Genomic DNA, 22,549 nt, shown 5'->3' with positions numbered 1-22,549 from the left:
CGGCGGGCCCGGTCTGGCACGATGGAACAGTGAGCTTCTTTCTGGTTTTCCTTGCCATAGTGCTGGTGGGGGCAGTTGCCTGGGCCAGCCTGGGGCGCCGTGCCAGTGGTGCCGGCGGCCGGCCGTTGCCCGTGCTGCTGGACGGCGGGTTCGAGCAGCCGCCCGCCAATCTTCCCCCGGTGCTTTTGCCGGCCGGTGCCGGCCCCGAGGATGTGGACCGCGTCCGCTTCTCGCTGGGCCTTCGGGGCTACAGGATGGACCAGGTGGACCAGGTCCTGGACGAGCTGCGCGACCAGCTGGCAGCCACGCAGCAGGAGGTGCAGGAGCTGCGCGCCCGGTTGCAGGCTTATGAGCAGCATCCGCGCGCCAGCGACGGGGGACTGGACGACGGCGGGTCCGCCGGAGCGCCCGACGGCGGGAAGGCCACTTCCGGGGAGGGCAGCCTGTGAGTACCGTGGCCCGGCGCAGGACGGGCATCGCTTCTTCCGCCCACGCGCTCGCGGGCCGGGCCGGAGTAGCCATGCGCAGCTGGCCCTGGTGGGTCCAGGTGTCTGCCATCTACGTCAGTGCCAGGCTGGCCAGCGCCTGCATCTTCATGGCGGCCGCACTCCACCAGGGGCCCAACCCCTGGTTCGCGGCCAAGCCGGACTACTGGAACTTCATCAACATCTGGGACGCCCGGTGGTATGGCGAGGTGATCGCCAACGGCTATCCGTCGCTCCTTCCCACAGACACCACCGGCGATGTGCAGCAAAACGCCTGGGCTTTCTACCCCCTGTTTCCCGCACTCGCAGGAGGGTTGGGGCGCCTCACGGGACTGAGCCCGGCTGCCTCACTCACCGTCATTGCCATGCTGGCCGGCTGGGGAGCGGCACTGCTGGTCTACACCCTGTTCCGCCACAGGGCCCCCCACGTGGCTGCGCTCTGGGGTGTTGCCTTCTTCGCCACGTTCCCGGTATCGGCAGTGCTGCAGGTGCCGTACGCGGAGTCGCTGTCCCTGCTGCTCCTGGCGGGCGCCTTGCTGCTGGTGGTGCGCCGGCAGTACCTGTGGGCGGTTCCGGTGGTGGTGCTGCTCTGCCTGTCGCGTCCCGTGGGCGTTCCCTTCGCGCTCATGCTTGGGCTGGTACTGTGCTTCCGGTTCCTGCAGCGGTTTCCCCTCTCCGGGCGTTTCCGCGGAGCGAATTCACCCGGAAGTGCAGGGGAAGCGCACTCCGCGGGGGACCTGGCGGCGCTGGCTGTCCTGACGGCCGTTGCAGGAGTGGCGGCCCTGGCCTGGCCGGCAGCGGCGTGGGCCGCGACCGGCGACTTCGGGGCCTACACCAAGACCGAAACGGCCTGGCGGGGACACGACCTGGTGCCGTTCAAGCCGTGGTTCGATACCGGCGTCGACCTTTTCGGTCCTGTGCTCGGGCTCCTGGCGCCATTTGTTTTCGTTGCCCTGTTCGGGCTGATGCTGTTCCTTCCGCCCGTGGTGCGCCTCGGCGTCGAACTCCGGCTGTGGTGCGCCTCCTACATGGGCTACCTTCTGGCATTCCTGCATCCCCAAACCAGTACCTTCCGCATGCTGCTTCCGCTGTTTCCGCTGGCGCTCGGGGCGGTGCTGCTGTCCAGGTCAAGGGCCTACCGGGGCACGGTGGTCACCATGTTCCTGCTGCTCCAGATCGTATGGATCGTCTGGCTGTGGGCCTGGGCGCCATTGCCGGGCGGCGGCGACTACCCGCCCTAGTTCCGGAAACTCCCTGCAGGTCAGGACGGGAATATAGGCATACCGAAAATGTCCATCGATTAGCTACGTGCGGGTAATTCCGCGATAATGATAAGTAAGCAAGGACAAAAAGCATTCAGAATACGCGCAGCCTTGGCGGTAAAAGCAACCCGCCATAGCGGCTTGATCGACATGCGGACACAGCCCGCCCGGGCTGATCAGTCCTGGGACAAATTGGAGGGGAATTCCTCATGGCGGCGATGAAACCACGCACCGGCGACGGCCCAATGGAAGTCACCAAGGAGGGCCGCAGCCTGATCATGCGCGTCCCGCTCGAAGGCGGCGGGCGCCTTGTGGTCGAACTGAACGCTGCCGAAGCGGCAAACCTCAAGGAATGCCTGGTAGGCGTTACCGAATAATCGTGCCGGACAGGGTCCGCAGCTCCGGGCTGCGGACCCTGTCCTTTCCTTTGGGTCTGCCCCGGACGTTATTTCTTGACGGCCACCAGCAGGCCGTCTCCGGTGGGAAGCATTGCCGAGGCCAGCCGTTCGTCATCGCGGATGGCCTTACCCACCTGCCGGAGGACCACCGTGGTTGCCTCACGTCCGGCCGGATTCGCCACTTTGTCCTTGTCCAGCGCATCGTTGATGATCAGCAGTCCGGACCGCTTCAGGAGCCGGATGGCCTGCTCCACGTATCCGGGCAGGCCCGGCTTGTCCGCGTCAATGAACACCAGGTCGTAGGCCGCGTCCGTCAGCCGCGGCAGCACGTCACCGGCGCGGCCCGAAATGGTCCGGGTGCGGTTGGCGGGGCTGCCGGCCTCAGTGAAAGCCTCACGGGCAGCCTTGAGGTGTTCGACGTCGACGTCGATGGTGGTAAGGACTGCCTGCGGCCCCAGCCCGCGAAGGAGGCATACGCCGGACACCCCTGCGCCGGTGCCGATTTCGACGGCGGTCTGCGCCTTGGAGGCGGCAGCGAGGACGGTGAGGACAGCACCGACTCCCGGCCCGATGGCAGTGACCCCCAGTTCGAAGGAGCGCTCCCGTGCCCGAAGCATGACCTCATCCTCAGCGGGCAGATCTTCTGCATAGGACCAGCTGATGGACTTGTCGGCGCTCATGAATATTCGCTTTCTGGGCGGAAGGGGGGAATGTCTCCTACAGCCTACTGTGTCCGGGCGAAACGGCAGTGGAACCGGGCTGTTGCGCCCACGGCTGAAATGTCCGGCAGTCAGGAAATTCCCAGCCAAGTTTGAAATGATTATTATCCGCTCATCCAAAAGGTGATCGGCGCCGAATCAGTGATGTCAACAGTATCCGGGCGTTAGCATTCCACGAGGGGAGTGGACGATGTCATCTTCAGTTGTGGCACCTGTCCCTGCAACAAACAATCCCGACACCGAGTGGGTCCGTCCCACCTGGGAAGAGGTAGTCACCAACCACTCGGCCAAAGTGTACCGGCTTGCCTACCGCCTGACCGGCAACAAGTTCGACGCCGAAGACCTCACCCAGGAGGTGTTCGTCCGTGTGTTCCGGTCGCTGGACAACTTCAAGCCTGGAACACTCGACGGCTGGCTGCACCGCATCACCACCAACCTGTTCCTCGACCAGGCGCGGCGCAAGACCCGCATCCGGTTCGATGCGCTGGCCGAAGACGCGGAGTCGCGCCTGCCGGGGCGAGAGCCGGGACCGGAGCAGAGTTTTGAGCTGAACAACCTGGACCTGGACGTCCAGGCCGCGCTGGAAGAACTGCCGCCGGACTTCCGGGCCGCCGTGGTCCTGTGCGACCTGGAGGGGCTCTCTTACGACGAGGTAGCGGAGGCGCTCGGCGTGAAGCTCGGAACCGTCCGGTCCCGCATCCACCGCGGCCGCACCATGCTGCGGGAAAAGCTTGCCCACCGGGACCCGCGTCCGCAGCAGACGCGGCGCAAGCTTTCCATGCCGCGCATAGCGGGCATCCTCTGATCGGCGCATGAGGTCCCGTTTCCCTCCCGGCGGCAGGCACCAGAGAACCCCCGGCCATCTTTCGGAGTGCCAGGAGTGTGCCTCGGCCATGCGCCGCGAACGCCAGTACCTGGAGCGGCTGCGCCAGGCACCCATCCCCCCGGCCAGTGACGACCTGACGGCGCGCCTACTGGCCCGCACATCGGTGCTGGCTGCAGAGCCACTGCCTGCCGCCGCCCACATTCCTCCGCCGCGGACGGCAGTCCGGATGCTGGCCGTGACGGCCGGAAGTACCGTCGCCGCCGCCGGCGTCCTCGCCGTGGGCGCCTTTGCTGCCGCCGGCGACCCCGAAACCGCAGCAGGGGCAGCTACCTCGGCGGCGCTTTCCCAAGTCTCCTCGCAGACCCCCGCGGATGGCCGTACGCTCACGAAGGAACAGCTCGGCAGGTTGCGCGCCGAGGGCTGGGCCTGCCCGGAACTGGAGGCAATGGGCTTCCAGCTCGAATCGGCCAGGGCCGTGGTCATCGACGGCCAGCCCGCTGTGTCACTTCGACTCACCGACGGATCGCACTACGCCACCGTCACCGAGCAGCACGCTACCGGCACGCAGGGCCAGGCTGTATCCGCCCAGCTGGACAGCCCGCTGCAGCTGGGCGGGACCTCCCCGTGGACGGCCACCTACAGGACACCCGCCCGCACCTTCACATACGAGTCCAACCTTCCGGCAGACCAGGCTGACGACGCCGTGCCGATCCTGCAGCGGTTGGCCAGCCAGTCCACTGCCGGGGTGGCCGCCGCGGTCCACGAACCGGACGGGTCCGGGCCGGAGGAGTCCCTGGGCGCCCGGATGCAGCGCGGGATCAACAACATCGTGGCCCTCTTTACCCGGTGACACAGGCATGGTCCGTACCCGCGGGACGGAAATCGTCACCGGCAGCCCGGAGAGGGTAATCTTCCTAAAGTGTTTGGAATCAACGGCCCGGAGTTTTTTCTTCTGCTGCTCATCGGCATCCTGGTGATCGGCCCCCAAAGGCTGCCCGAATACACCCAGAAACTGGCGAACCTGGTAAAGGAAGTCCGCCGCATGGCGTCCGGCGCCCGTGAGCAGATCAAGGAAGAAGTGGGCATCGACATCGACGATGTCGACTGGAAGAAGTACGATCCCCGCCAGTACGATCCCCGGCGCATCATCAAGGAAGCGCTGCTCGAGGACGATGCCAAACCCGTCAGCGCAGGAGCACCCGCCGCAGTGGCTGCTGTCTCAGGGGCGGCCGCCGTTGCCGCCGTGGAGGGGGCTCCGGCACGGCCGCAGCGAGTGGTGCAGTCCCTCCCCGCAGGCGAAGCTGCGCCGTACGATACCGAAGCCACCTAGGAATCCACCCGCGCGTAGCCCCTGCCAGGGCCAGGAACCGGCCAGCCGGTCAGCGCGGCTGAAGCCCGAGTTTCATGCCCGCCAGGCCCCGCGGCACCGATGCCAGCCGGCCGGCGATCCCTGACAGCGCAGCAGCCGCAGGAGTTCCGGGCTGGCCGATAACGATCGGAACACCCGTGTCGCCGCCTTCACGGAGCTGGATATCGAGGGGAATCTGTCCGAGCAGCGGCACCTCCGCACCCACGGTGGCCGTCAGCCTTTCGGTGAGGACCGCGCCGCCGCCGCTTCCGAACAATTCCATCCGGCCGCCGTCGGGCATCTCCAGGTAGGACATGTTCTCGATGACGCCCGCCACCTTCTGGCCCGTCTGGGTTGCGATGGCGCCGGCGCGTTCCGCGACGTCCGCTGCAGCGGCCTGGGGAGTGGTAACCACCAGGATCTCGGCCTTGGGCAGCAGCTGGGCCACCGAAATGGCGATGTCCCCGGTGCCCGGCGGAAGGTCGAGGAACAGCGCATCCAGGTCGCCGAAGTAGACGTCCGTGAGGAACTGCTCCAGGGCGCGGTGCAGCATGGGCCCGCGCCAGGCCACGGGCTGGTTGCCGGTGACGAACATGCCGATGGAGATCACCTTCACGCCGTAGGCGACGGGCGGCAGGATCATGTCATCCACGCGCGTGGGCGCCTGGCTGATTCCCATCAGTGCAGGAACGGAAAAGCCGTAGACATCCGCGTCCACGATGCCCACCCGCAGCCCCTGCGCGGCCATGGCACAGGCAAGGTTCACAGTGACAGAGGACTTCCCCACACCGCCTTTTCCGCTTGCCACGGCGAAGACCTTGGTGAGGGACTCGGGCTGGTTGAAAGGGATGCCACGCTGACCGCCGGCGCCGCGGAGCTTTTCCTTCAGTGCGTCCCGCTGCGCCTGGTCCATGACTTTCAGGTCCACGTCGACGGCGGTGACCCCCGCTACAGCACCCAGCGCCTTTTCGGAGTCGGCGGTGATGGTATCCCTGAGGGGGCAGCCGGCAATCGTGAGCAGGACGGTCAGGCTGACCCGGCCGTCGTCGGAGACCTTCACTGAGTCCACCATTCCCAGTTCCGTGATGGGACGCCTCAACTCGGGGTCGATGACGGTGGAAAGCGCAGCCATGACTGCGTCGGCCAACCCGGGGCTGGCGGTACGTTCATTCATTAACGGTCCTGGTTGGAGTGGCCGGGTTTGATCCTGGGGATCTGCTGCGTCCTGGGATTGCGCTGCCGGTCGCGCTGCTCCCGCAGCTTGTCCTTCGGGGACTCGTGGCTGCCCGGGCCCGTCTGGTCGTGGCTGCGCAGTTCTTCCTGCGCGTCCAGGATGTCTTCGAGCAGCGACCGCAGCTCGGCCCGGACGTAGTCGCGGGTGGCCACTTCACGCAGTGCGATCCGCAGCGACGCCAGTTCCCGGGTGAGGTACTCGGTGTCGGACAGGTTGCGTTCGGCACGCTGGCGGTCCTGCTGCAGGGAGACCCGGTCCCGGTCGTCCTGCCGGTTCTGGGCCAGCAGCAGCAGCGGCGCCGCGTACGAGGCCTGCAGCGACAGCATCAGGGTCAGCAGGGTGAACCCGAGGTCCTTGGAATCGAACTGCCACTCCAGGGGCGCCCACGTGTTCCAGGCAAGCCAGACGACGACGAACACCGTCATGTACACCAGGAACTGCGGCGTTCCCATGAAACGGGCGAAACCTTCGGTGGCATGGCCGAAGGCGTCCGGATCCGGGGAGAACTTGGGCAGGATCCGCTGGCGTCCACTCAGCGGCGTGTCCAGGCTGCCGCCCTTTGCCGCACCCCGGCCGGGGACCCTCTGGCTGGGGTTCTTTGGAGCGCTGTTGTCAGCCAATGCGTCCACCGAGCTTTCTTATCGGGGCTTCGCCATCATGGGCGCGCCAATCATCCGGCAACAGATGATCAAGGACGTCATCAACAGTCACCGCCCCCACAAGGCGGCCGGTGTGGTTGACCACCGGGAGGGAGTTCAGGTTGTAGGTTGCGAGGGTCCGGGCCACCTCGCTGATATGCGCCTGGTCGGACAAAGGCTCCAGGTTCTTGTCCACCAGGTTTCCCAGGGGCTCGTACGGGGGAAAGCGAAGCAGCTGCTGGATGTGCACCACGCCCAGGAAACGTCCGGTGGGGGTTTCCAACGGCGGCCGGGAAATGAAGATGGAGGAGGCCAGGGCTGGAGACAATTCCTCCCGGCGGACATGGGCCAGCGCCTCTGCCACGGTGGCCTCCGGTGGCAGGATGACGGGCACCGGCGTCATCAGGCCGCCCGCGGTGTCCTCGTCGTATTCCAGCAGGCGCCGGACGTCCTCGGCGCCCTCCGGCTCCATCAGCTGCAGGAGCTCCTCCGCCTGCGCGGAGGGAAGCTCGCCGAGAAGGTCGGCGGCGTCATCCGGGTCCATCTCTTCCAGCACATCGGCGGCGCGCTGGACGTCCAGGGCGGAGAGGATCTCCACCTGGTCGTCTTCGGGCAGTTCCTGCAGGACGTCGGCCAGGCGCTCGTCCTGAAGCTCGCTGGCCACCTCGAAGCGGCGTTTGTCGCTCATTTCCTGGAGGGCCTCGGCGAAGTCCGCGGGCTTGAGGTCCTCGTGGTTTGCCACGAACTGGGTGGCGGCCTGCGGCTCCGTGCGCGGGCCCTGCAGCGCGTCTGCCCAGTCAATGATCAGGGTCTCGTTGCGGCGCAGCCGGCTGAGGGGGGACAGCGAATGTCCACGCCGGACGAACAGTTTGCTGACGAACCAGTCACCGGAACGGCTCTGGTCCATGGCGATGTCTTCGATGGTGGCATCGCCGCTGCCGTCACGCAGAGTAACGCGGCGGTCGAACATCTCGGCCACCACCAGCGTTTCCGCGCCGCGCTGCTCAAAGCGCCGCAGGTTCACCAGGCCGGTGCAGATGATTTGGCTTTGGTCGATGGAGGTAATGCGCGTCATCGGAACGAACACACGCTTCTTTCCCGGAACCTCCACCACGATGCCCACCACGTGCGGGGCTCCCTGGGTTCCGCGGGACAGCACAACAACATCGCGCAGCCGGCCCAGCCGGTCACCCAGCGGGTCGAAGACGTCGAGTCCAAGCAGGCGCGCAACGAAGACTCGGGTAGGTGTTGTGCTCACTCCTACAGGCTACCGAGTCTGCTCTCTTTTAGCTGAATTCCCAGGCAGCATCCATGGTGATGGGCAAGAATGGGGGTATGGCAAACATTTTTGGTGCTCCCAAGGCAGGTGGCCCCAACGGCATGGACGAAGCCAGGGCCGTTCCCACCGGCGACACCGTCGGCTCCTACACCTCTTACCTGGATGCGCAGAAGGCGGTGGACTACCTCGCCGACCAGCAGTTCCCGGTTCAGATGGTATCCATCGTGGGCAACGAACTGAAGATGGTGGAACGGGTGACGGGGCGCCTGAGCTACCCCCGGGTGGCTCTCTCGGGGGCGCTGAGCGGCATGTGGTTCGGCCTGTTCGTCGGTGTGCTGCTGTCCTTCTTCGCGCCGTCGCCGGGGTACTTCTCCATCCTTACCTCCGTCCTGATGGGCGCCGCGTTCTTCATGCTGTTTGGCATCGTCACCTACGCCATGCAGCGCGGCAAGCGGGACTTCACGTCCACCAGCCAGGTGGTTGCCACCAGTTACGACGTCGTCGTTTCGCCGGAGGCCGCCCATGAGGCCCGCCGGCTCCTGCAGCAGCTCCCGATGACCCGTTCCGATGCGGCAGCGGGCAGCGGACCGTACACGCAGCGTGACTACTACAACCAGCCGTACCAGCAGGACCAGCACCACCAGCAGCCGGGGCAGGGGCCTGCGCGCCCGTCCGGCTGGCAGGACCCGTACGGCCAGTCCACGGGGTCTTCCGTGCAGAACGGCGGCTACCCCGGCGGCCAGCAGCAGGGCGGCCAGAATTACGACGGCGGCCCGCGCCAGGAGGAGACGCCTGCCCCTGCGCCTGCGCGTTCGGTCCGTTACCCGGACCTGCCGGATGGCCGGCCCCAGTACGGCGTGCGGCTGCCCCAGGCTCCCGCCGCCGAGCCCGGTACCGCTCCCGTGTCCGGACAACCTGACGAAACAGCCCAGGGTGAGAACCTGCCGGGCACCGAGGGCAGCCAGGGCGCCGAGGGCCCGCAGCGGCCGGCGGATCCGCGCCAGTAGGCCCGTCCCTTTAGCAAGAAGCGGGGCCACCCGGTGAAGGACTGATCCAGTCCCCGCCGGGTGGCCCCGCTTTTGTTGATCGGTACTACTGGCCGCTTTCCGCGTCGCGATAGATCCCGGTCATCCAGTCCTCCACGTCCTCCGGCTTGCGGGGCAGGGCGGCGCTGAGGTTGACCGGGCCGTCGGCGGTCATCAGGATGTCGTCCTCGATCCGGACACCGATGCCGCGGTATTCCTCCGGGATCGCCAGGTCTTCGGCCTTGAAGTACAGGCCGGGTTCGATAGTGAACACCATGCCTTCGGTGAGGATGCCGTCCAGGTAGAGTTCCCGCTTGGCCTGGGCACAGTCGTGGACGTCCAGACCCAGGTGGTGGCTGGTGCCGTGCGGCATCCAGCGCCGGTGCTGCTGGCCTTCGGGGCTGATGGCCTCTTCCACGCTGACAGGCAGAAGGCCCCACTCGGACAGCCGTTCGGCCAGCACGGTGGTGGCGGCAGTGTGGATGTCGCGGAACTTGGTGCCGGGCCGGGCCGCGGCGAACCCTGCATCCGCGGCGTCCAGCACTGCCTGGTAGACCTTGCGCTGCACGTCGCTGAAAACCCCGCCGGCCGGCAGGGTGCGCGTGATATCCGCTGTGTACAGGGAATCCACCTCCACGCCCGCGTCCAGCAGCAGCAGTTCGCCGGCGTGGACCTTCCCGGTGTTGCGGGTCCAGTGCAGCACGGTGGCATTGTTGCCGGCTGCCGCGATGGTGTCGTAGCCCACTTCGTTGCCCACCTCGCGTGCCCGGGCGAAGAAGGCTCCCTCCACCACCCGTTCACCCCGGGCATGGGTAAGGGCGCGGGGCAGTGACTTCACCACTTCCTCGAAACCTTCAACGGTGGCTGCCACCGCAGTCTTCATCTGTTCGATCTCCCACTCGTCCTTGAGCAGGCGCAGCTCGGAGAGGGCCTCACTGAGCTTTTCGTCCAGGGCGTCGAACACGCCCAGATCCAGGTTTTCCGGATCCCTGGCGGTGTTGTACCGGGCGGTGTCCACAAGCGCGTCAATATTTTCATCCACTTTGCGAACCAGCCGGATGGAGATGCCGCCGATTTCCGGGGCGCCAACATCCTTGGTGACGGCCGTCTCCAGCTGGTCGATGTGGGCCGTCGCCAGGCCCAAGCGTGCCTCAAACTCGGCCAGCGTGGGCCGGGCGCCGATCCAAAATTCCCCTGACCGCGCGTCGGCATAGAACTGCTCCGTGTCGCGGCCGGCCAACGGACGGAAGTAGAGCGTGGCACTGTGGTGCCCGCCGTCGTCGCCCTTTCCCTCCTCAACTGGCTCAAGGATCAGGACGGCGTCCGGCTCGTGGTCCAGGCCCAGGCCCGTCAGGTGCGCGAAACCGGAATACGGGCGGAACCGGTAGTCGCAGTCGTTGGAGCGGACCTTCAACGGGCCCGCGGGGATCACCAGGCGTTCGCCCTTGAACTTGGCGGAAATGGTCTTGCGGCGGGTCGCGGCATAAGCAGCAACAGCATCACGGCCCGGCAGCTCCTCGCTGGCCGGTGCCCAGTTGCTGGCCATGAAGGCCTTGAAGGCGTCGGAACTGGGCCGCTGCGAGCGGTTGTTGACACGCTCTTCCAACGGCTGGGAAGCAGAGTTCAGGGTGTTATCGGCATCGTTCACGGGACCATCGTCTCACCAGCTCCGCGGCGATGCTAACGGGCTTCCGCCGGGGGCGGTGCCGGGTCTACTAGTCTGGACAGGTGAGGATTGACCTGCATGCCCACTCCAATGTTTCCGACGGCACGGAGAAACCCGCCGACGTGGTGGCCTCCGCCGCCCGCGCCGGGCTGGACGTGGTGGCACTGACTGACCACGACTCCACAGACGGATGGGAGGAAGCATCCGCGGCGGCTGTTGAGCATGGCGTGGCCCTGGTGCCCGGGATGGAGGTGTCCTGCCGGACCGCTGAAGGCATCAGCGTTCACCTCCTGAGCTACCTGCACGACCCCGCACACGCCGGCCTGCTGGAGGAAATCACCAAGGCCAAGGACGCCCGCCTCACGCGTGCCGAGCGGATGGTCACGCTCCTTGCCGAGGACTATCCGCTCACCTGGGACGACGTCATACACCATGTGGCGCCTGGCGCCACCCTCGGCCGTCCCCACATCGCCGACGCCCTCGTGGCCGCCGGTGTGGTGGAGGACCGCTCCGAGGCCTTCGCCACCATCCTCACCTCGCGGTCGCGCTACTTCATCCAGCACTACGCGCCCGACCCCGCCACCGCCGTCGAACTTGTCCGCGCCGCCGGCGGCGTCCCGGTGTTTGCCCATCCGGTGGCGACCGCTCGGGGCAGGACCGTGGGGGAGCGCACCTACCTGGAGATGATCGACGCCGGCCTGGCAGGCCTGGAGATCGACCACCGGGACAACGCGGAGGAAGGGCGGGCCTTCCTCCGGCGGCTGGCCGCGAAGCACGACCTGCTGGTGACCGGTTCCTCCGATTACCACGGCACCGGCAAACCCAACCTGTTGGGCGAGAACCTCACGTCCCCGGAAGCCCTGGCCAGGATCGAGGAACTGGGTACGGGGACCGCCGTCGTCCGTTCCTGACGCTTAGCCGGGCTGCCGGCTGACGAGCGTGGCGTGCGCGCCCAGCCGTTTCGCCATGATGTCCACCGCGGGCTGGTTCTGGTCCACGCAGACGAACTTGCGGCCCAGCTTGGCCGCCACCGCACCCAGGGTTCCGGAGCCGGCGAAGAAGTCCAGACACCAGTCGCCGGGACGGCTTGAAGCGGCGACGACGCGGCGGACCAGGCCCTCCGGCTTCTGCGTGGGGTAGCCGGTTTTTTCCTTGCCGGTGGGGGAGACGATGGTGTGCCACCAGACGTCCGTGGGCAGCTTGCCCAGTTCCCGTTTGGCGGGGGTGACGAGGCCGGGAGCCATGTACGGTTCCCTGTCCACCTCGGCACTGTCGAAGTGGTACTTGGCGGGGTTCTTGACGTACACAAGGATGTTGTCGTGCTTGGTGGGCCAGCGGTTTTTGGCGCGGGCGCCGTAGTCATAAGCCCAGATGATCTCGTTCAGGAAGCATTCCCGGCCGAAGATGGCATCCAGCATCACCTTGGCGTAGTGCACCTCGCGGTAGTCGAGGTGCAGGTACAGCGTCCCGTCCTCGGCCAACAGTCGCCACGCCTCCACGAGCCGCGGCTCCAGGAAGGACCAGTAGTCGCTGAACGCGTCGTCGTAACGGTGCAAAGCACCCTTGATGGTGTCGTAGGAGCGGCCCTTGAAGCCCACGCGGTCGCCGCCGCCCTCGGCGTTGGCCACCATCCTGGTTTCCTGGCGCCGTTGTGGCCTGCCGGTGTTGAAGGGCGGATCCACATAAATCAGTGTGAAGGCGCCGTCCGGCAGCGTGGGGAGGTACTCCGCGTTGTCCGCGTGCACCACCAGGCTGCCGCCGTCCGGCGCCCAAACAGTGTCAGTCATCGGGGCAGTTAGCCCTCGGTGCCAGGCTGTGCGCCCTTGTCAGTGCCGGCAACCACTTCGCCGTTGCGGCGGCGGGTGCGGGTACGGGGGCGGCGGGCACGCGTGGGCTGCTCGCCGTCGTTCTGTCCAGCTTCGCCGGCGGGCGCGGAGGCTGCCGCCGGGCCTGACGTACGACGACGGCGCTCACCGGAGCGGCCAGCGGGCTCGCCGCCACGGCCACCTTCACGGCCACCTTCGCGGCTGCCGGAATCCTGGCGTCCGCGCCCGGCACGGTCACGGCCGTCCCCGCGGCCGCCGCCGCGGCTGTTCTTCTTCCCGGTTTCGCCCAGGTCCTCCAGGACCTCGGCGTCCACACCGGCAAGGGTGCGCTTGTCGCGCGGCAGCCGGCCCTTGGTGCCTTCGGGAATGTCCAGGTCGGTGTAGAGGTGCGGCGAGGAGGAGTAGGTTTCGACAGGCTCGGGCACGCTCAGCCCCAGGGCCTTGTTGATCAGTCCCCAGCGCGGCATGTCGTCCCAGTCCACGAAGGTGACGGCGGTGCCCTTGTTGCCGGCGCGGCCGGTGCGGCCCACCCGGTGCAGGTAGATCTTTTCGTCTTCCACGCACTGGTAGTTAATGACGTGGGTTACGTCCTCCACATCGATGCCGCGGGCCGCTACGTCGGTGGCCACCAGGACGTCCACCTTGTTGTTGCGGAAGGCGCGCAGGGCCTGCTCGCGGGCACCCTGGCCCAGGTCGCCGTGGATGGCGGCGGCGGCGAAGCCGCGGTCCACCAGTTCCTCTGCCACCTTGGCGGCGGTGCGCTTGGTCTTGGTGAAGATGATGGTGCGTCCGCGGCCCCGGGCCTGCAGAATGCGGGCCACCACTTCGGTCTTGTCCATGCTGTGAGCGCGGTAGATCAGCTGGCGGATATCGCGCTTGGTCAGCCCCTCGTCGTCCGGATCGGCGGCGCGGATGTGGGTGGGCTGCGTCATGTATCGCCGGGCCATCGCGATGACCGGGCCGGGCATGGTGGCGGAGAACAGCAGCGTCTGCCGGACGGCCGGGGTGGCGGCGATGAGGGTCTCGACATCGGGCAGGAACCCGAGGTCCAGCATCTCGTCGGCCTCGTCCAGGACCACGATCTTGACGTTCTTCAAGCTCAGGTGCTTCTGCTTGTACAGGTCGATAAGGCGCCCGGGGGTGCCCACCACAACCTCCACGCCCTGCTTCAGCGCTTCCACCTGCGGCTCGTAGGCACGGCCGCCGTAGATAGTGGCGATGCGCGCGTTGCGCTTGCGGGATGCGGTCTGCAGGTCGTTGGCCACCTGGACTGCCAGTTCGCGGGTGGGGACAATCACCAGGGCCTGTGGTGCACCCGGGACCGCCAGCTTGGCGTAGCCGGGGTCGTCCTGGCCGATGACGCGCTGCAGGGCGGGGATGCCGAAACCGAGGGTCTTGCCGGTGCCGGTCTTGGCCTGGCCAATGATGTCGTGCCCGGACAGTGCCACCGGCAGGGTCATGGCCTGGATGGGGAAGGGGTGGGTGATCCCGGCGTCGGCAAGCGATTCGACGATGTCCTCGCGGACGTTGTAGTCGGAGAAGGACTTCTCCGCGATTTCGTGCGGCTTCTCGTCCGAGATGATGGTCTCTTCCGGCTCAATCACCTCGGTGCCGGTCTCGTCCGTCAGAAGCTGGTGGGTATGCAATTCACTCACAGGGAGTTTCCTTATTCATTTGGGCATTGGCGCTGCCTGCTCGACGGGCCGGCCGCAAGGCCGGTCCGGAGCACGCTCGGGCGCACAAGCATTTCCAGTGGAAGCCGATCGCGGGCTATCTAATGCTGGCACTGGTGACCAGCGGGCAAATCTCAAGATCGCGTAGGGGCGGGCTTGTTGGTTTCAAATCAAGGAAATCAACGACCGGGCATCCATTTCTACTTCTCCAGTCTAGCCGTACAGTGCCGCAATACCGGCTTTTGCACCCTTCGGGGCGGGAAGCCGGGCCCGCAACGGGCGTCAGGCGACCAGTTCGAAGTGGACCTCGCGGGTGGCAATATCGGAGGAAAGCAGGCGGACGCGGACCTTGGTGCCGGACTCCAGGTCGCCGGCGCAGCGGGCTGTTACGGCAGGTTCGGCGATCTGGATGATGCCGGAACCGCCGTTGCCGTTTCCGTTCTTCCCGTTTCCGTTCTTCCCATTCCCATTGCGGGGGCTGCCGCCGTTGCCGTTGTCCTTTTGGGGCTTCGAGCCGGAGATGACGATGGCATCGAACTCCTGGCCCACATGGTTGACCAGCAGCGCGGCCTCCACGGTATCCAGCGCCATCCGCTCCATCCGGGACGCCAGCTGGTCCGAGCCGGCCATGATCTCGGGAAGCGACGGCAGGGCCTGCCGCGCCCAGCCAGGAACGTTGCCGCCGTTACTGAGAGCCTCGCAGATCACCAGCACAAAGCGGTCCACCAGCCGGCGCAGGGGAGCGGTGGTGTGCGCGTAGGCCGCACCGATGGCGGCCTGCACAGCAGCCTCCGGTACGATGCCGTCAAAAGCGGTGTATGAGGCTCCGCGGAACAGCATCCCCGCCGAGTGCATGATTGCCAGCTGCCGCGGTTCGGTGGGGTCCAGGCTGCGCAGGTACTCGCCGTAGCCGACCTCGCCGTCCCACGGTTTCCCCAGCACCTCCGTCTGGAGTTTGAAGTGGTTCAGGGAGCGTTCGTCCGGCGCGGGCATGGTCCGCAGGATGCCCACCTTGCCGTCCAGCATGAGCTGCGCGGCAGCCATGCCCGTCATGAGCGAAATCTGGGCGTTCCAGTCCTCCACGGGCAGCTGCGGCGCGGCGGCGATGCGGTAACCGCCGTCGGGGAGCTGGACGATCTCCTGCTCCGGCATGTTCAGGCTGGCGCCGTCACGGGCGCGTTCCAGCTCCACGCGCTTGAGGCCAACCTCTTTCAGCAGCTGCAGGACCGGGGATGCGGTGCCGGCGTCCAGTTGGGCCTGCGCGCCCTTGTAGCTCAGCTTGGCGCGGCTGCGCATCCGTGCCCGTCTGACTGTGGCAGAGGTGACTTCGGCATTGCCGTCCAGGCGGAAGTCCCAGACGAAGGCCGGACACTCCTGGCCAGGCAGCAGGCTCCCCGCCCCTTCGCTGATGACCTCCGGATGCAGCGGAATTCGGCCGTCGGGGGCGTAGAAGGTCTGCCCGCGGCGCCGCGTTTCCTGGTCCAGCGGTCCGCCCGGCTTCACGAAGGCCGGAACGTCGGCGATGGCGTACAGCACGTGGTAGCCGCCGCCGTCGGCCTCTATGAAGAGCGCCTGGTCCAGGTCCGTGGACGAGGCCGGATCGATGGTGATGAATTCGACCCCGGTCAGGTCGTGGGACGGAAGCTCCAGCGCGGCCACGGCCGCTTCGGCGTCCCGGACCGCGTGCTCCGGGTATGGCCCGGGCAGCTCCAGCTCGGTCCGCAGCGCGCCCAGGGCCTCTTCCAGCGCGTTGTTGTGCTCATGGACGTTGGGAGCCAGCCGATGGTGTGACACGAAAATCAGCCTAGCCCGAAGACCGCCGAATATGCAGGCCATTGGCGGGATAGAAGGCAGGGCCGTGTTGCCCGCCGGTAGGTCAGGACGCGGCAGCGTCCAAAACGGCCAGGAGTGAGGCCGCCGCCGCGGCGGGATCCGCCGCTTCGGTGATGGCCCGCACCACCACAATCCTCCGGGCCCCCGCTTCCACCACCTCGCTGATATTGGAGTGGTCGATGCCGCCGATGGCGAACCACGGCACCTCGTTGCCGGTTTTGGCCGCGGCTGCTGCAGCGTATTTCACCAGCTCCGGTCCCACGGCGGCCCGGCCCGGTTTGGTGGGGGTGGCCCAGACCGGCCCGACGCAGAAATAGTCCAACCCGGCAGGCCCTGCGGCGGCAACGAGTGCGGCATCCACCTGTTCCGGGGTGTGGCTGGAGAGTCCAATGGCGGCGTTGCCGTTCAGCAGGGTGCGTGCCGCGGGCAGGGGGAGGTCCTTTTGCCCGATGTGGAACACCGGCGCGCCGGACAACACCGCGACGTCGGCGCGGTCATTCACTGCCCACAGCCGGCCATGGCGCTGCGCAGCCTCCCTGAGGACGGCCAGCAGTTCCAGCTCCTCGGCAGCCTCGATGGTCTTGTCGCGGAGCTGGATAATGTCCACTCCGCCGGCGAAGGCGGCATCCACGAAATCCCTGAAGTCACCGCGGTCAGCGCGGGCGTCAGTACACAGATAGAGGCGGGCAGACTTGAGCCCTGCGGTTCCCTCGGCGGTGGTGAAGGCATCGGTTGCGGAGGCGCCGACAGCGGCAGCGGAGTGGGACACATTCATGGCTGCAAGCCTAGTTCCTCTACACTTGCCTCGTACTGCGGGAGCCTGCGGCAGCTGTCATAAAGCGCCGGGCTGAGAGGGCGTCAGAGCCGACCGCTTGACCTGATCCGGGTAATTCCGGCGTAGGGAAGGAGACACATGGGCACCCCCAACACAGCACCCCCGCAGCCCCCCAACGGCACCATCAGGGCCGACGTCGTAGTCATCGGCGGCGGAGTGGTGGGCCACGCAATCGCCTGGGAAGCACAGCGCTCAGGCCGCAGCGTCGCGCTGATCGACGACGCCCCCGGCTCCGGCGCCAGCTGGGCGGCAGCCGGGATGCTCGCACCGGTGAGCGAGCTGCACTACCAGGAAGAGGATCTCCTGGACCTGATGCTGGCCTCTTCCGCCCGGTGGCCCGGCTTCATCGCGGACCTGTCCTGTGCATCCGGGGAGAAAACCGGGTACCTGACGACGCCCACCCTCGCCGTAGGTGCCGACGCCGCCGACCGCCGGGCTTTGATGGACCTGCGCGCGGTCCAGCAGGCCAATGGCCTGGCTGTTGAGCCGTTGACCATCCGCGAGGCGCGGCGGCGGGAACCTTTGCTCAGCCCCGCCATCGCGTGTGCCCTCGACACCCCCGCGGACCACCAGGTGGATCCCCGGCTCCTGGTGTCCTGCCTTCGCAACGCCCTCGCCGGGGAAGCCGCCGGCCGCGGCCCCGCAGTTGCGGGCGCAGTGGAAGGCTACGCGGTGCCGGACAGGGCCTTGGGCCTGCTGTGGGCGGATGACACTGTTGCGGGAGCCCGGCTCGCCGGCGGCGGCACAGTGCTGGCCGGAGAAACCGTGGTGGCCAATGGACTGGATGCCGCTGCGGTGATGGACTTGCCCGCGGGCCTGCTCCTGCCGCTGCGGCCGGTCTACGGGGACATCCTCCGCCTCGCCGTACCGCAGCACCTCCGGCCGCTGGTGACGGCCACCGTCCGCGGCCTGGTCCGCGGCGTGCCGGTGTACATCGTCCCCCGGGAGGACGGAACGGTGGTGATCGGAGCCACCCAGCGTGAGGATGCCCTCGCCGGGGCCGGTGCCGTACCCCCGCAAGCCCTCCGGTCCGCTGCCGGAACGGTGTCCGCAGGCGGCGTCTATCAGCTACTCCGGGACGCGCAGGTCCTGGTCCCGGCCGTGGCCGAGCTGGAATTGCTTGAATGTACGGCGCGGGCCCGGCCGGCGACCCCGGACAACGCCCCGCTGCTGGGCAGGGTGCCCGCCGCCCCGGGCTCCAACCCGGGCGGGCACATCGCCGGCCTGATCATGGCCACCGGATTCTTCCGGCACGGCGTCCTCCTGTCACCCGCAGCCGGCGCCATCTGCCGGGACCTGATGGACGGCACCGCGGACCCCCGCTGGAAAACGTTCGACCCTGGCCGCTTCTCCGGCCGCGAAACCTCCGCTGCAAGCGTCAACATCAAGGAGACAGCATGAATATCACCCTGAACGGAAACCACCATACGGTGGCTGAGGGGGCCTCCATCACCACCCTCATCAGCGAGGTCACCGGCCGTACCGTGGGGGCTGACGGCCAGGCCAAGGACGGGAACAGGCTGGGTGTCGCCGTGGCGCACAACGCACAGGTTGTTCCCCGGAGCCAATGGTTCGCCACGGCGCTCGCCGACGGTGACGACGTCGAGCTTGTCACGGCAGTGCAGGGAGGCTGACACGATGACCGAATCCGATACCCTGACCACCACGGCCGTTGCCAACCTGGACGATGCCCTGGTTATCGACGGGGTGCCCCTGGCGTCCCGGCTCATCATGGGGACCGGGGGCGCCCCGAGCCTCGACGGGCTTGGCGCAGCACTCCTGGCCTCCGGCACGTCCCTGACCACCGTGGCAATGCGGCGCTACTCGACGGCGGAGACGGGCTCGCTGTTCCAGCTCCTGGTGGACCACGGCATCCGGGTACTGCCGAACACCGCCGGCTGCTTCACTGCCCGGGACGCCGTCCTCACTGCCGAACTCGCCCGCGAGGCGCTGGAAACGGATTGGGTGAAGCTCGAGGTCATTGCCGACGAGCACACCCTCCTTCCCGACGCCGTCGAGCTGGTGGAGGCCACCGAACAGCTGGTGAACCGCGGCTTCAAGGTGTTTGCGTACACCAATGATGATCCGGTCCTGGCGCTGCGGCTGGAGAACCTCGGCGCCACCGCCGTGATGCCGCTGGGAGCGCCCATCGGCACGGGACTGGGAATCCTGAACCCGCACAACATCGAGCTGATCGTCTCCCGCGCCTCCGTCCCGGTGGTCCTGGACGCCGGGATCGGTACGGCCTCCGACGCCGCCCTGGCCATGGAGCTCGGTTGCGACGCCGTGCTGCTGGCCACGGCGGTCACGCGGGCGCAGAATCCGGCCCTGATGGGGGAGGCATTCAAACACGCCGTCATCGCCGGTAGGCTGGCGAAAGCGGCGGGCCGCATTCCCCGCCGCGAACACGCGCTGGCATCGTCGGCAATGGAAGGCCGGGCCGAGTTCCTCTAGGCCGGGACCGTGCCGGCTGATGCCCCTCAAGCAAGGAGCAGCAGTGGCCGGCAAAGATGCCCTTCCCCAGGAACAGATCCACCAGGCCCTCGCCGGGCTGCCCGACTGGCGGTACCACGACGGCGGGCTGGTCACCGTCTTCAAGACGCCGACGGCGGCTGCCGCACTCGAGCTGATTGCCGCCGTCGGACGCATTGCTGAGGAACAGAACCACCACCCGGACCTGGACTGGCGCTACAACCGCGTCTTCATCCGCTACACCTCGCATGACGCAGGCGGGCAGGTGACCGGACGGGACCTCACCGCTGCGGCAGGAGCCAGCGAGGCGGCGGCCGCCGTGGGGGCGAAGGCGGAACCGTCGCGCTACCCCGGAAGCTAGCCGCCAAGCCGCTTAAGTGAGCGTGGCCGCCGCCCCGGAGGGCGGCGGCCACGCGTGTTTTCGGGATAGTTCCCGGTCCTAGCGGCGAAGGATGGCAGTGAGCCGCTGCGTGTCCAGACGGGCGCGGCTGCGGCCCAGGTAGAGGACCGCGGCCACGGCGGCGGCAACTCCAAGGACGATGGGCAGGACCCACGGGAGCCACGTCAGGCCCGGCCGGTAGCCAAAGCCTGCCATCATCAGGATGATCCAGGTCAAGACCCCGACAACGACGGCAACGCCTGCGGGCAGGCCGGCGCCATACTTGGCGTGCCGCCTGTCATTCGCCCAGACGATGAAGCCTGCGGCAACCGCTGCCAGAACAACGATGGTCAGGGAAAGCATGGATCTCCTAGGGACGTCCGCGGTGCCGGCTAGAACTGGCCGAACCCTACGCGGCGCACCTCTTCGGCGCCGATTTCCACATAGCCGAGGGCATTGCCGGGAACAATGATCAGGCGTCCCTTGTCGTCGGTCAGCCGCAGCTCGCTGCCGGCATTGATGGCTTCGCCCACAACCTTCGCCACCGTCTCGGCGTCCTGGGTCGATTCGAGCACAATCTCGCGGCCAACGTTCTGAACGCCGATCTTAATTTCCACAGGGGCCTCCCAGCCAGTCAAAGTTCATGGATGATGTCTTATTTGTAGTCTAGGACTCTTTGGGGAAGCGAGAGATTCCGCGCCAAGCTAAACGGTAGATGAGGTCGCTGGCCACATCGAGGTCCAGGTTGCCGTCCGTTTCAAGCCAGTAGCGGGCGCTGACCTGGGCCATTCCTGCCAGCCCCCGGCCCAGGAGTTCGGCTTCGAGATGGGGGAGCTTGGTGTCCTCGGCAATGACGCGTGCGATCGCGTCCGCGAAGGTCCGGTTGAATGTTTCCAGCCTGGAACTGACATCCGGATCGTTGATCAGGTCCGATTCGAAGACCAGCCGGTGGGCCTGGTCGTCATTGGCGATGAAGCGGAAGTAGGCCCGCATCACGGCCTGCACGCGTTCCTTGTTGTCCGTGGTGGAGTTCAGGGCACCCAGCATGAGCTCGGTCAGGGAGGCCAAGTGGCTTTCCAGCAGTGCCAGGTACAGGTCCCGCTTTGAAGGGAAGTGCTGGTACAGGACGGGTTTGCTGACGTGGGCCGTCTCGGCGATCTCGTCCATGGCGGCTCCGTGGTAGCCGTTGGCCACGAAGACTTCCTGCGCTGCGGAAAGGAGTTGGGCGCGGCGCTCGTCGCGCGGCAGCCGGGCGGAGCGCTGGCCTGCCGGCCGCGGGGTCGCCTGCGGTTCGGCGGCGGGAGGGCGGTCAGCCCGTGCTTCAGGGACCACGGTTGTCCTTCTTTCCATTGCGGTTAGCTCCACTTTACTGCGGGGTAATATGACCCGGCGGTATCCCTGGGCATACATTGAAGTATGGCTTCGACTTTCACCGCAAATGTTTCCTCTGTTTCCCTGGATCCCCTGGTGGAACCGGCTGGTGAGCTGACCCCTGCCGAGGTGGAGCGCTATTCGCGGCACCTCATCATTCCCGAGATCGGGACCATTGGGCAGCGGCGGCTCAAGAACGCGAAAGTCCTGGTGATCGGCGCCGGCGGGCTGGGATCACCTGCGCTGCTTTACCTGGCGGCGGCCGGCGTGGGAACGATCGGGATCATTGACGACGACGCCGTTGATCTCAGCAACCTGCAACGCCAGGTCATCCATGGTGTGTCCGACGTCGGCAGGCCCAAGATCGAATCGGCCAGGGACGCCATCGCCGCGCTCAACCCGCTGGTGGACGTCCGCCTCCACGATGTCCGGCTGGACGCCTCCAACGCCCTGGAACTGTTCGCCGGCTACGACCTGATCCTTGACGGGGCGGATAACTTTGCCACCCGTTACCTGGTTAACGACGCCGCAGCCATCCTGGGCAAGCCCTACGTCTGGGGCTCCATCTTCCGGTTCGACGGCCAGGTCAGCGTGTTCTGGGAAAAGTACGGGCCCACCTACCGCGATCTCTACCCCGAAGCGCCGCCCGCGGGCTCTGTTCCCTCCTGCGGCGAGGGTGGAGTCTTCGGCATGCTGTGCGCGGCCGTGGGGTCGATGATGGTGACGGAGGCAGTCAAGCTGATCACCGGCGTCGGGCGTTCGCTCCTGGGCCGTGTGGCGCTGTTCGACGCCCTGGGCGGCAGCTGGCGGGAGATCCGGGTATCGAAGGATCCCGCGGCGGAACCCATCACGGAGCTGACGGACTATGAGGCCTTCTGCGGCATCACGCCGGCGGCGCCGTCGGACACCGAACACACTGTGACCGCAACGCAGCTGGCCACCATGCTGGCGTCCCGGAAAGCCGGGCTCAAGGATTTTGAGCTGGTGGACGTCCGGGAGCCCGGTGAATTCGAGATCGTCCGGATCGACGGCGCAGTCCTGATCCCGCAGGGCCGGATCCTGGCGGGCGACGCGTGGGCGGAGATTCCGCAGGACCGGGACATCGTGTTTCTCTGCAAGGCAGGGACACGGTCGGCCAACGTCCTGGCGGCAGCGCAGAAGGCGGGCTACCAGCGCGTCAGCCATCTCGACGGCGGCATCATCTCATGGGTGCGCGAGGTGGAACCGCACAAGCCCGTTTACTGACCCGCTGCCCTATCAGCTATGGCTCCCAAAACAGG

25 protein-coding genes and 1 riboswitch are annotated in these 22,549 nt (G+C 67.1%); of the genes, 13 read left to right on the top strand and 12 right to left on the bottom strand.

Annotation, left to right across the window (positions count from 1 at the left end):
* Positions 1 to 29 precede the first annotated feature (29 nt).
* From AC5RU7_RS02175 to AC5RU7_RS02165, 3 genes are all read left to right on the top strand, one after another.
* On the top strand, positions 30 to 449 hold the full coding sequence (locus AC5RU7_RS02175) for a DivIVA domain-containing protein (protein ID WP_494050890.1): 420 nt from the start codon (positions 30 to 32) through the stop codon (positions 447 to 449).
* On the top strand, positions 446 to 1,726 hold the full coding sequence (locus AC5RU7_RS02170; protein ID WP_494050889.1) for a hypothetical protein: 1,281 nt from the start codon (positions 446 to 448) through the stop codon (positions 1,724 to 1,726). Before AC5RU7_RS02175 ends, AC5RU7_RS02170 begins: the two co-directional genes overlap by 4 nt.
* Before the next feature lie 230 nt (positions 1,727 to 1,956).
* Entirely contained in the window at positions 1,957 to 2,124 is a 168-nt protein-coding gene (locus tag AC5RU7_RS02165; RefSeq protein WP_009357720.1) for a DUF3117 domain-containing protein, read from the top strand.
* 68 nt (positions 2,125 to 2,192) lie between these two features.
* Here the strand turns inward: AC5RU7_RS02165 and AC5RU7_RS02160 are convergent, their stop codons facing one another.
* Positions 2,193 to 2,825 (bottom strand): O-methyltransferase, encoded by a 633-nt coding sequence (locus AC5RU7_RS02160; RefSeq protein ID WP_494008808.1) that lies wholly within the window; start codon positions 2,823 to 2,825, stop codon positions 2,193 to 2,195.
* Positions 2,826 to 3,054: 229 nt separating this feature from the next.
* Between AC5RU7_RS02160 and sigE the strand changes: the two genes are divergently transcribed.
* The 3 genes from sigE (at position 3,055) to AC5RU7_RS02145 (ending at position 5,020) form a co-directional block, all read left to right on the top strand.
* Positions 3,055 to 3,669, top strand: coding sequence for an RNA polymerase sigma factor SigE (sigE, locus tag AC5RU7_RS02155; RefSeq protein ID WP_494008807.1), 615 nt, complete (start codon positions 3,055 to 3,057; stop codon positions 3,667 to 3,669).
* Between the two features lie 88 nt (positions 3,670 to 3,757).
* Positions 3,758 to 4,540, top strand: coding sequence for an anti-sigma factor (locus AC5RU7_RS02150; protein WP_494050888.1), 783 nt, complete (start codon positions 3,758 to 3,760; stop codon positions 4,538 to 4,540).
* Positions 4,541 to 4,609: 69 nt separating this feature from the next.
* Entirely contained in the window at positions 4,610 to 5,020 is a 411-nt protein-coding gene (locus AC5RU7_RS02145) for a twin-arginine translocase TatA/TatE family subunit (protein WP_494050887.1), read from the top strand.
* A gap of 49 nt (positions 5,021 to 5,069) precedes the next feature.
* On the opposite strand, the gene AC5RU7_RS02140 is transcribed toward AC5RU7_RS02145, so the two are convergent.
* From AC5RU7_RS02140 to AC5RU7_RS02130, 3 genes are read right to left on the bottom strand one after another with little or no spacing between them, the layout of a single operon-like run.
* The gene (locus AC5RU7_RS02140) at positions 5,070 to 6,212 is read right to left on the bottom strand and encodes an Mrp/NBP35 family ATP-binding protein (RefSeq protein WP_494050886.1); all 1,143 of its coding nucleotides are present in this window, start codon (positions 6,210 to 6,212) and stop codon (positions 5,070 to 5,072) included.
* On the bottom strand, positions 6,212 to 6,901 hold the full coding sequence (locus AC5RU7_RS02135; protein WP_494008803.1) for a DUF1003 domain-containing protein: 690 nt from the start codon (positions 6,899 to 6,901) through the stop codon (positions 6,212 to 6,214). The genes AC5RU7_RS02140 and AC5RU7_RS02135 overlap by 1 nt, the downstream gene beginning before the upstream one ends.
* The gene (locus AC5RU7_RS02130) at positions 6,885 to 8,168 is read right to left on the bottom strand and encodes a magnesium transporter MgtE N-terminal domain-containing protein (protein WP_494008802.1); all 1,284 of its coding nucleotides are present in this window, start codon (positions 8,166 to 8,168) and stop codon (positions 6,885 to 6,887) included. Before AC5RU7_RS02130 ends, AC5RU7_RS02135 begins: the two co-directional genes overlap by 17 nt.
* A gap of 77 nt (positions 8,169 to 8,245) precedes the next feature.
* On the opposite strand from AC5RU7_RS02130, the gene AC5RU7_RS02125 reads away from it, so the two are divergent.
* Complete coding sequence (locus AC5RU7_RS02125; protein ID WP_494050885.1) at positions 8,246 to 9,196, top strand: YflT domain-containing protein; 951 nt, start codon at positions 8,246 to 8,248, stop codon at positions 9,194 to 9,196.
* 85 nt (positions 9,197 to 9,281) lie between these two features.
* Here the strand turns inward: AC5RU7_RS02125 and AC5RU7_RS02120 are convergent, their stop codons facing one another.
* Positions 9,282 to 10,862: an aminopeptidase P family protein gene (locus tag AC5RU7_RS02120; RefSeq protein ID WP_494050884.1), complete on the bottom strand. Its 1,581-nt coding sequence runs from the start codon at positions 10,860 to 10,862 to the stop codon at positions 9,282 to 9,284.
* Positions 10,863 to 10,942: 80 nt separating this feature from the next.
* Here AC5RU7_RS02120 and AC5RU7_RS02115 point away from each other — a divergent pair, with 80 nt between their 5' ends.
* Positions 10,943 to 11,791: a PHP domain-containing protein gene (locus AC5RU7_RS02115; protein ID WP_494008799.1), complete on the top strand. Its 849-nt coding sequence runs from the start codon at positions 10,943 to 10,945 to the stop codon at positions 11,789 to 11,791.
* 3 nt (positions 11,792 to 11,794) lie between these two features.
* On the opposite strand, the gene AC5RU7_RS02110 is transcribed toward AC5RU7_RS02115, so the two are convergent.
* The 4 genes from AC5RU7_RS02110 to thiE form a co-directional block, all read right to left on the bottom strand.
* Positions 11,795 to 12,667 carry a DNA-methyltransferase gene (locus AC5RU7_RS02110; RefSeq protein WP_494050883.1) on the bottom strand — a complete coding sequence of 291 codons (873 nt, stop codon included), beginning with the start codon at positions 12,665 to 12,667 and terminating at the stop codon, positions 11,795 to 11,797.
* Positions 12,668 to 12,675: 8 nt separating this feature from the next.
* Positions 12,676 to 14,361, bottom strand: a complete 1,686-nt coding sequence (locus AC5RU7_RS02105; RefSeq protein WP_494050882.1) for a DEAD/DEAH box helicase — start codon at positions 14,359 to 14,361, stop codon at positions 12,676 to 12,678.
* A 300-nt stretch (positions 14,362 to 14,661) separates the two neighbouring features.
* Positions 14,662 to 16,173, bottom strand: coding sequence for an RNB domain-containing ribonuclease (locus tag AC5RU7_RS02100; protein WP_494050881.1), 1,512 nt, complete (start codon positions 16,171 to 16,173; stop codon positions 14,662 to 14,664).
* A gap of 82 nt (positions 16,174 to 16,255) precedes the next feature.
* A complete protein-coding gene (gene thiE / locus AC5RU7_RS02095; RefSeq protein ID WP_494050880.1) occupies positions 16,256 to 16,987 on the bottom strand; it encodes a thiamine phosphate synthase in 732 nt (243 codons plus the stop codon).
* A gap of 27 nt (positions 16,988 to 17,014) precedes the next feature.
* Positions 17,015 to 17,133: riboswitch (TPP riboswitch) on the top strand.
* On the opposite strand from thiE, the gene thiO reads away from it, so the two are divergent.
* The 4 genes from thiO to AC5RU7_RS02075 all read left to right on the top strand — a co-directional run bounded on the left by thiO (position 17,126) and on the right by AC5RU7_RS02075 (position 19,880).
* Positions 17,126 to 18,448, top strand: coding sequence for a glycine oxidase ThiO (gene thiO / locus AC5RU7_RS02090; protein ID WP_494050879.1), 1,323 nt, complete (start codon positions 17,126 to 17,128; stop codon positions 18,446 to 18,448). (Overlaps the previous riboswitch by 8 nt.)
* On the top strand, positions 18,445 to 18,681 hold the full coding sequence (gene thiS / locus AC5RU7_RS02085; RefSeq protein ID WP_494008793.1) for a sulfur carrier protein ThiS: 237 nt from the start codon (positions 18,445 to 18,447) through the stop codon (positions 18,679 to 18,681). The genes thiO and thiS overlap by 4 nt, the downstream gene beginning before the upstream one ends.
* A 4-nt stretch (positions 18,682 to 18,685) precedes the next feature.
* The gene (locus AC5RU7_RS02080; RefSeq protein WP_494008792.1) at positions 18,686 to 19,501 is read left to right on the top strand and encodes a thiazole synthase; all 816 of its coding nucleotides are present in this window, start codon (positions 18,686 to 18,688) and stop codon (positions 19,499 to 19,501) included.
* Positions 19,502 to 19,544: 43 nt separating this feature from the next.
* The gene (locus AC5RU7_RS02075) at positions 19,545 to 19,880 is read left to right on the top strand and encodes a 4a-hydroxytetrahydrobiopterin dehydratase (RefSeq protein WP_494008791.1); all 336 of its coding nucleotides are present in this window, start codon (positions 19,545 to 19,547) and stop codon (positions 19,878 to 19,880) included.
* Between the two features lie 78 nt (positions 19,881 to 19,958).
* Here the strand turns inward: AC5RU7_RS02075 and AC5RU7_RS02070 are convergent, their stop codons facing one another.
* From AC5RU7_RS02070 to AC5RU7_RS02060, 3 genes are read right to left on the bottom strand one after another with little or no spacing between them, the layout of a single operon-like run.
* Positions 19,959 to 20,261, bottom strand: a complete 303-nt coding sequence (locus AC5RU7_RS02070; RefSeq protein ID WP_494008790.1) for a hypothetical protein — start codon at positions 20,259 to 20,261, stop codon at positions 19,959 to 19,961.
* 29 nt (positions 20,262 to 20,290) lie between these two features.
* Positions 20,291 to 20,515 carry a DUF3107 domain-containing protein gene (locus AC5RU7_RS02065; protein ID WP_009357701.1) on the bottom strand — a complete coding sequence of 75 codons (225 nt, stop codon included), beginning with the start codon at positions 20,513 to 20,515 and terminating at the stop codon, positions 20,291 to 20,293.
* 49 nt (positions 20,516 to 20,564) lie between these two features.
* Positions 20,565 to 21,230 carry a TetR/AcrR family transcriptional regulator gene (locus tag AC5RU7_RS02060; protein ID WP_494008789.1) on the bottom strand — a complete coding sequence of 222 codons (666 nt, stop codon included), beginning with the start codon at positions 21,228 to 21,230 and terminating at the stop codon, positions 20,565 to 20,567.
* A gap of 84 nt (positions 21,231 to 21,314) precedes the next feature.
* Here AC5RU7_RS02060 and moeB point away from each other — a divergent pair, with 84 nt between their 5' ends.
* Positions 21,315 to 22,514 (top strand): molybdopterin-synthase adenylyltransferase MoeB, encoded by a 1,200-nt coding sequence (moeB, locus tag AC5RU7_RS02055; RefSeq protein WP_494050878.1) that lies wholly within the window; start codon positions 21,315 to 21,317, stop codon positions 22,512 to 22,514.
* Positions 22,515 to 22,549 lie beyond the last annotated feature (35 nt).

The sequence above is a fragment of the Arthrobacter sp. K410C genome (assembly GCF_059090105.1).
This window is presented reverse-complemented; position numbering and strand designations above follow the sequence as displayed.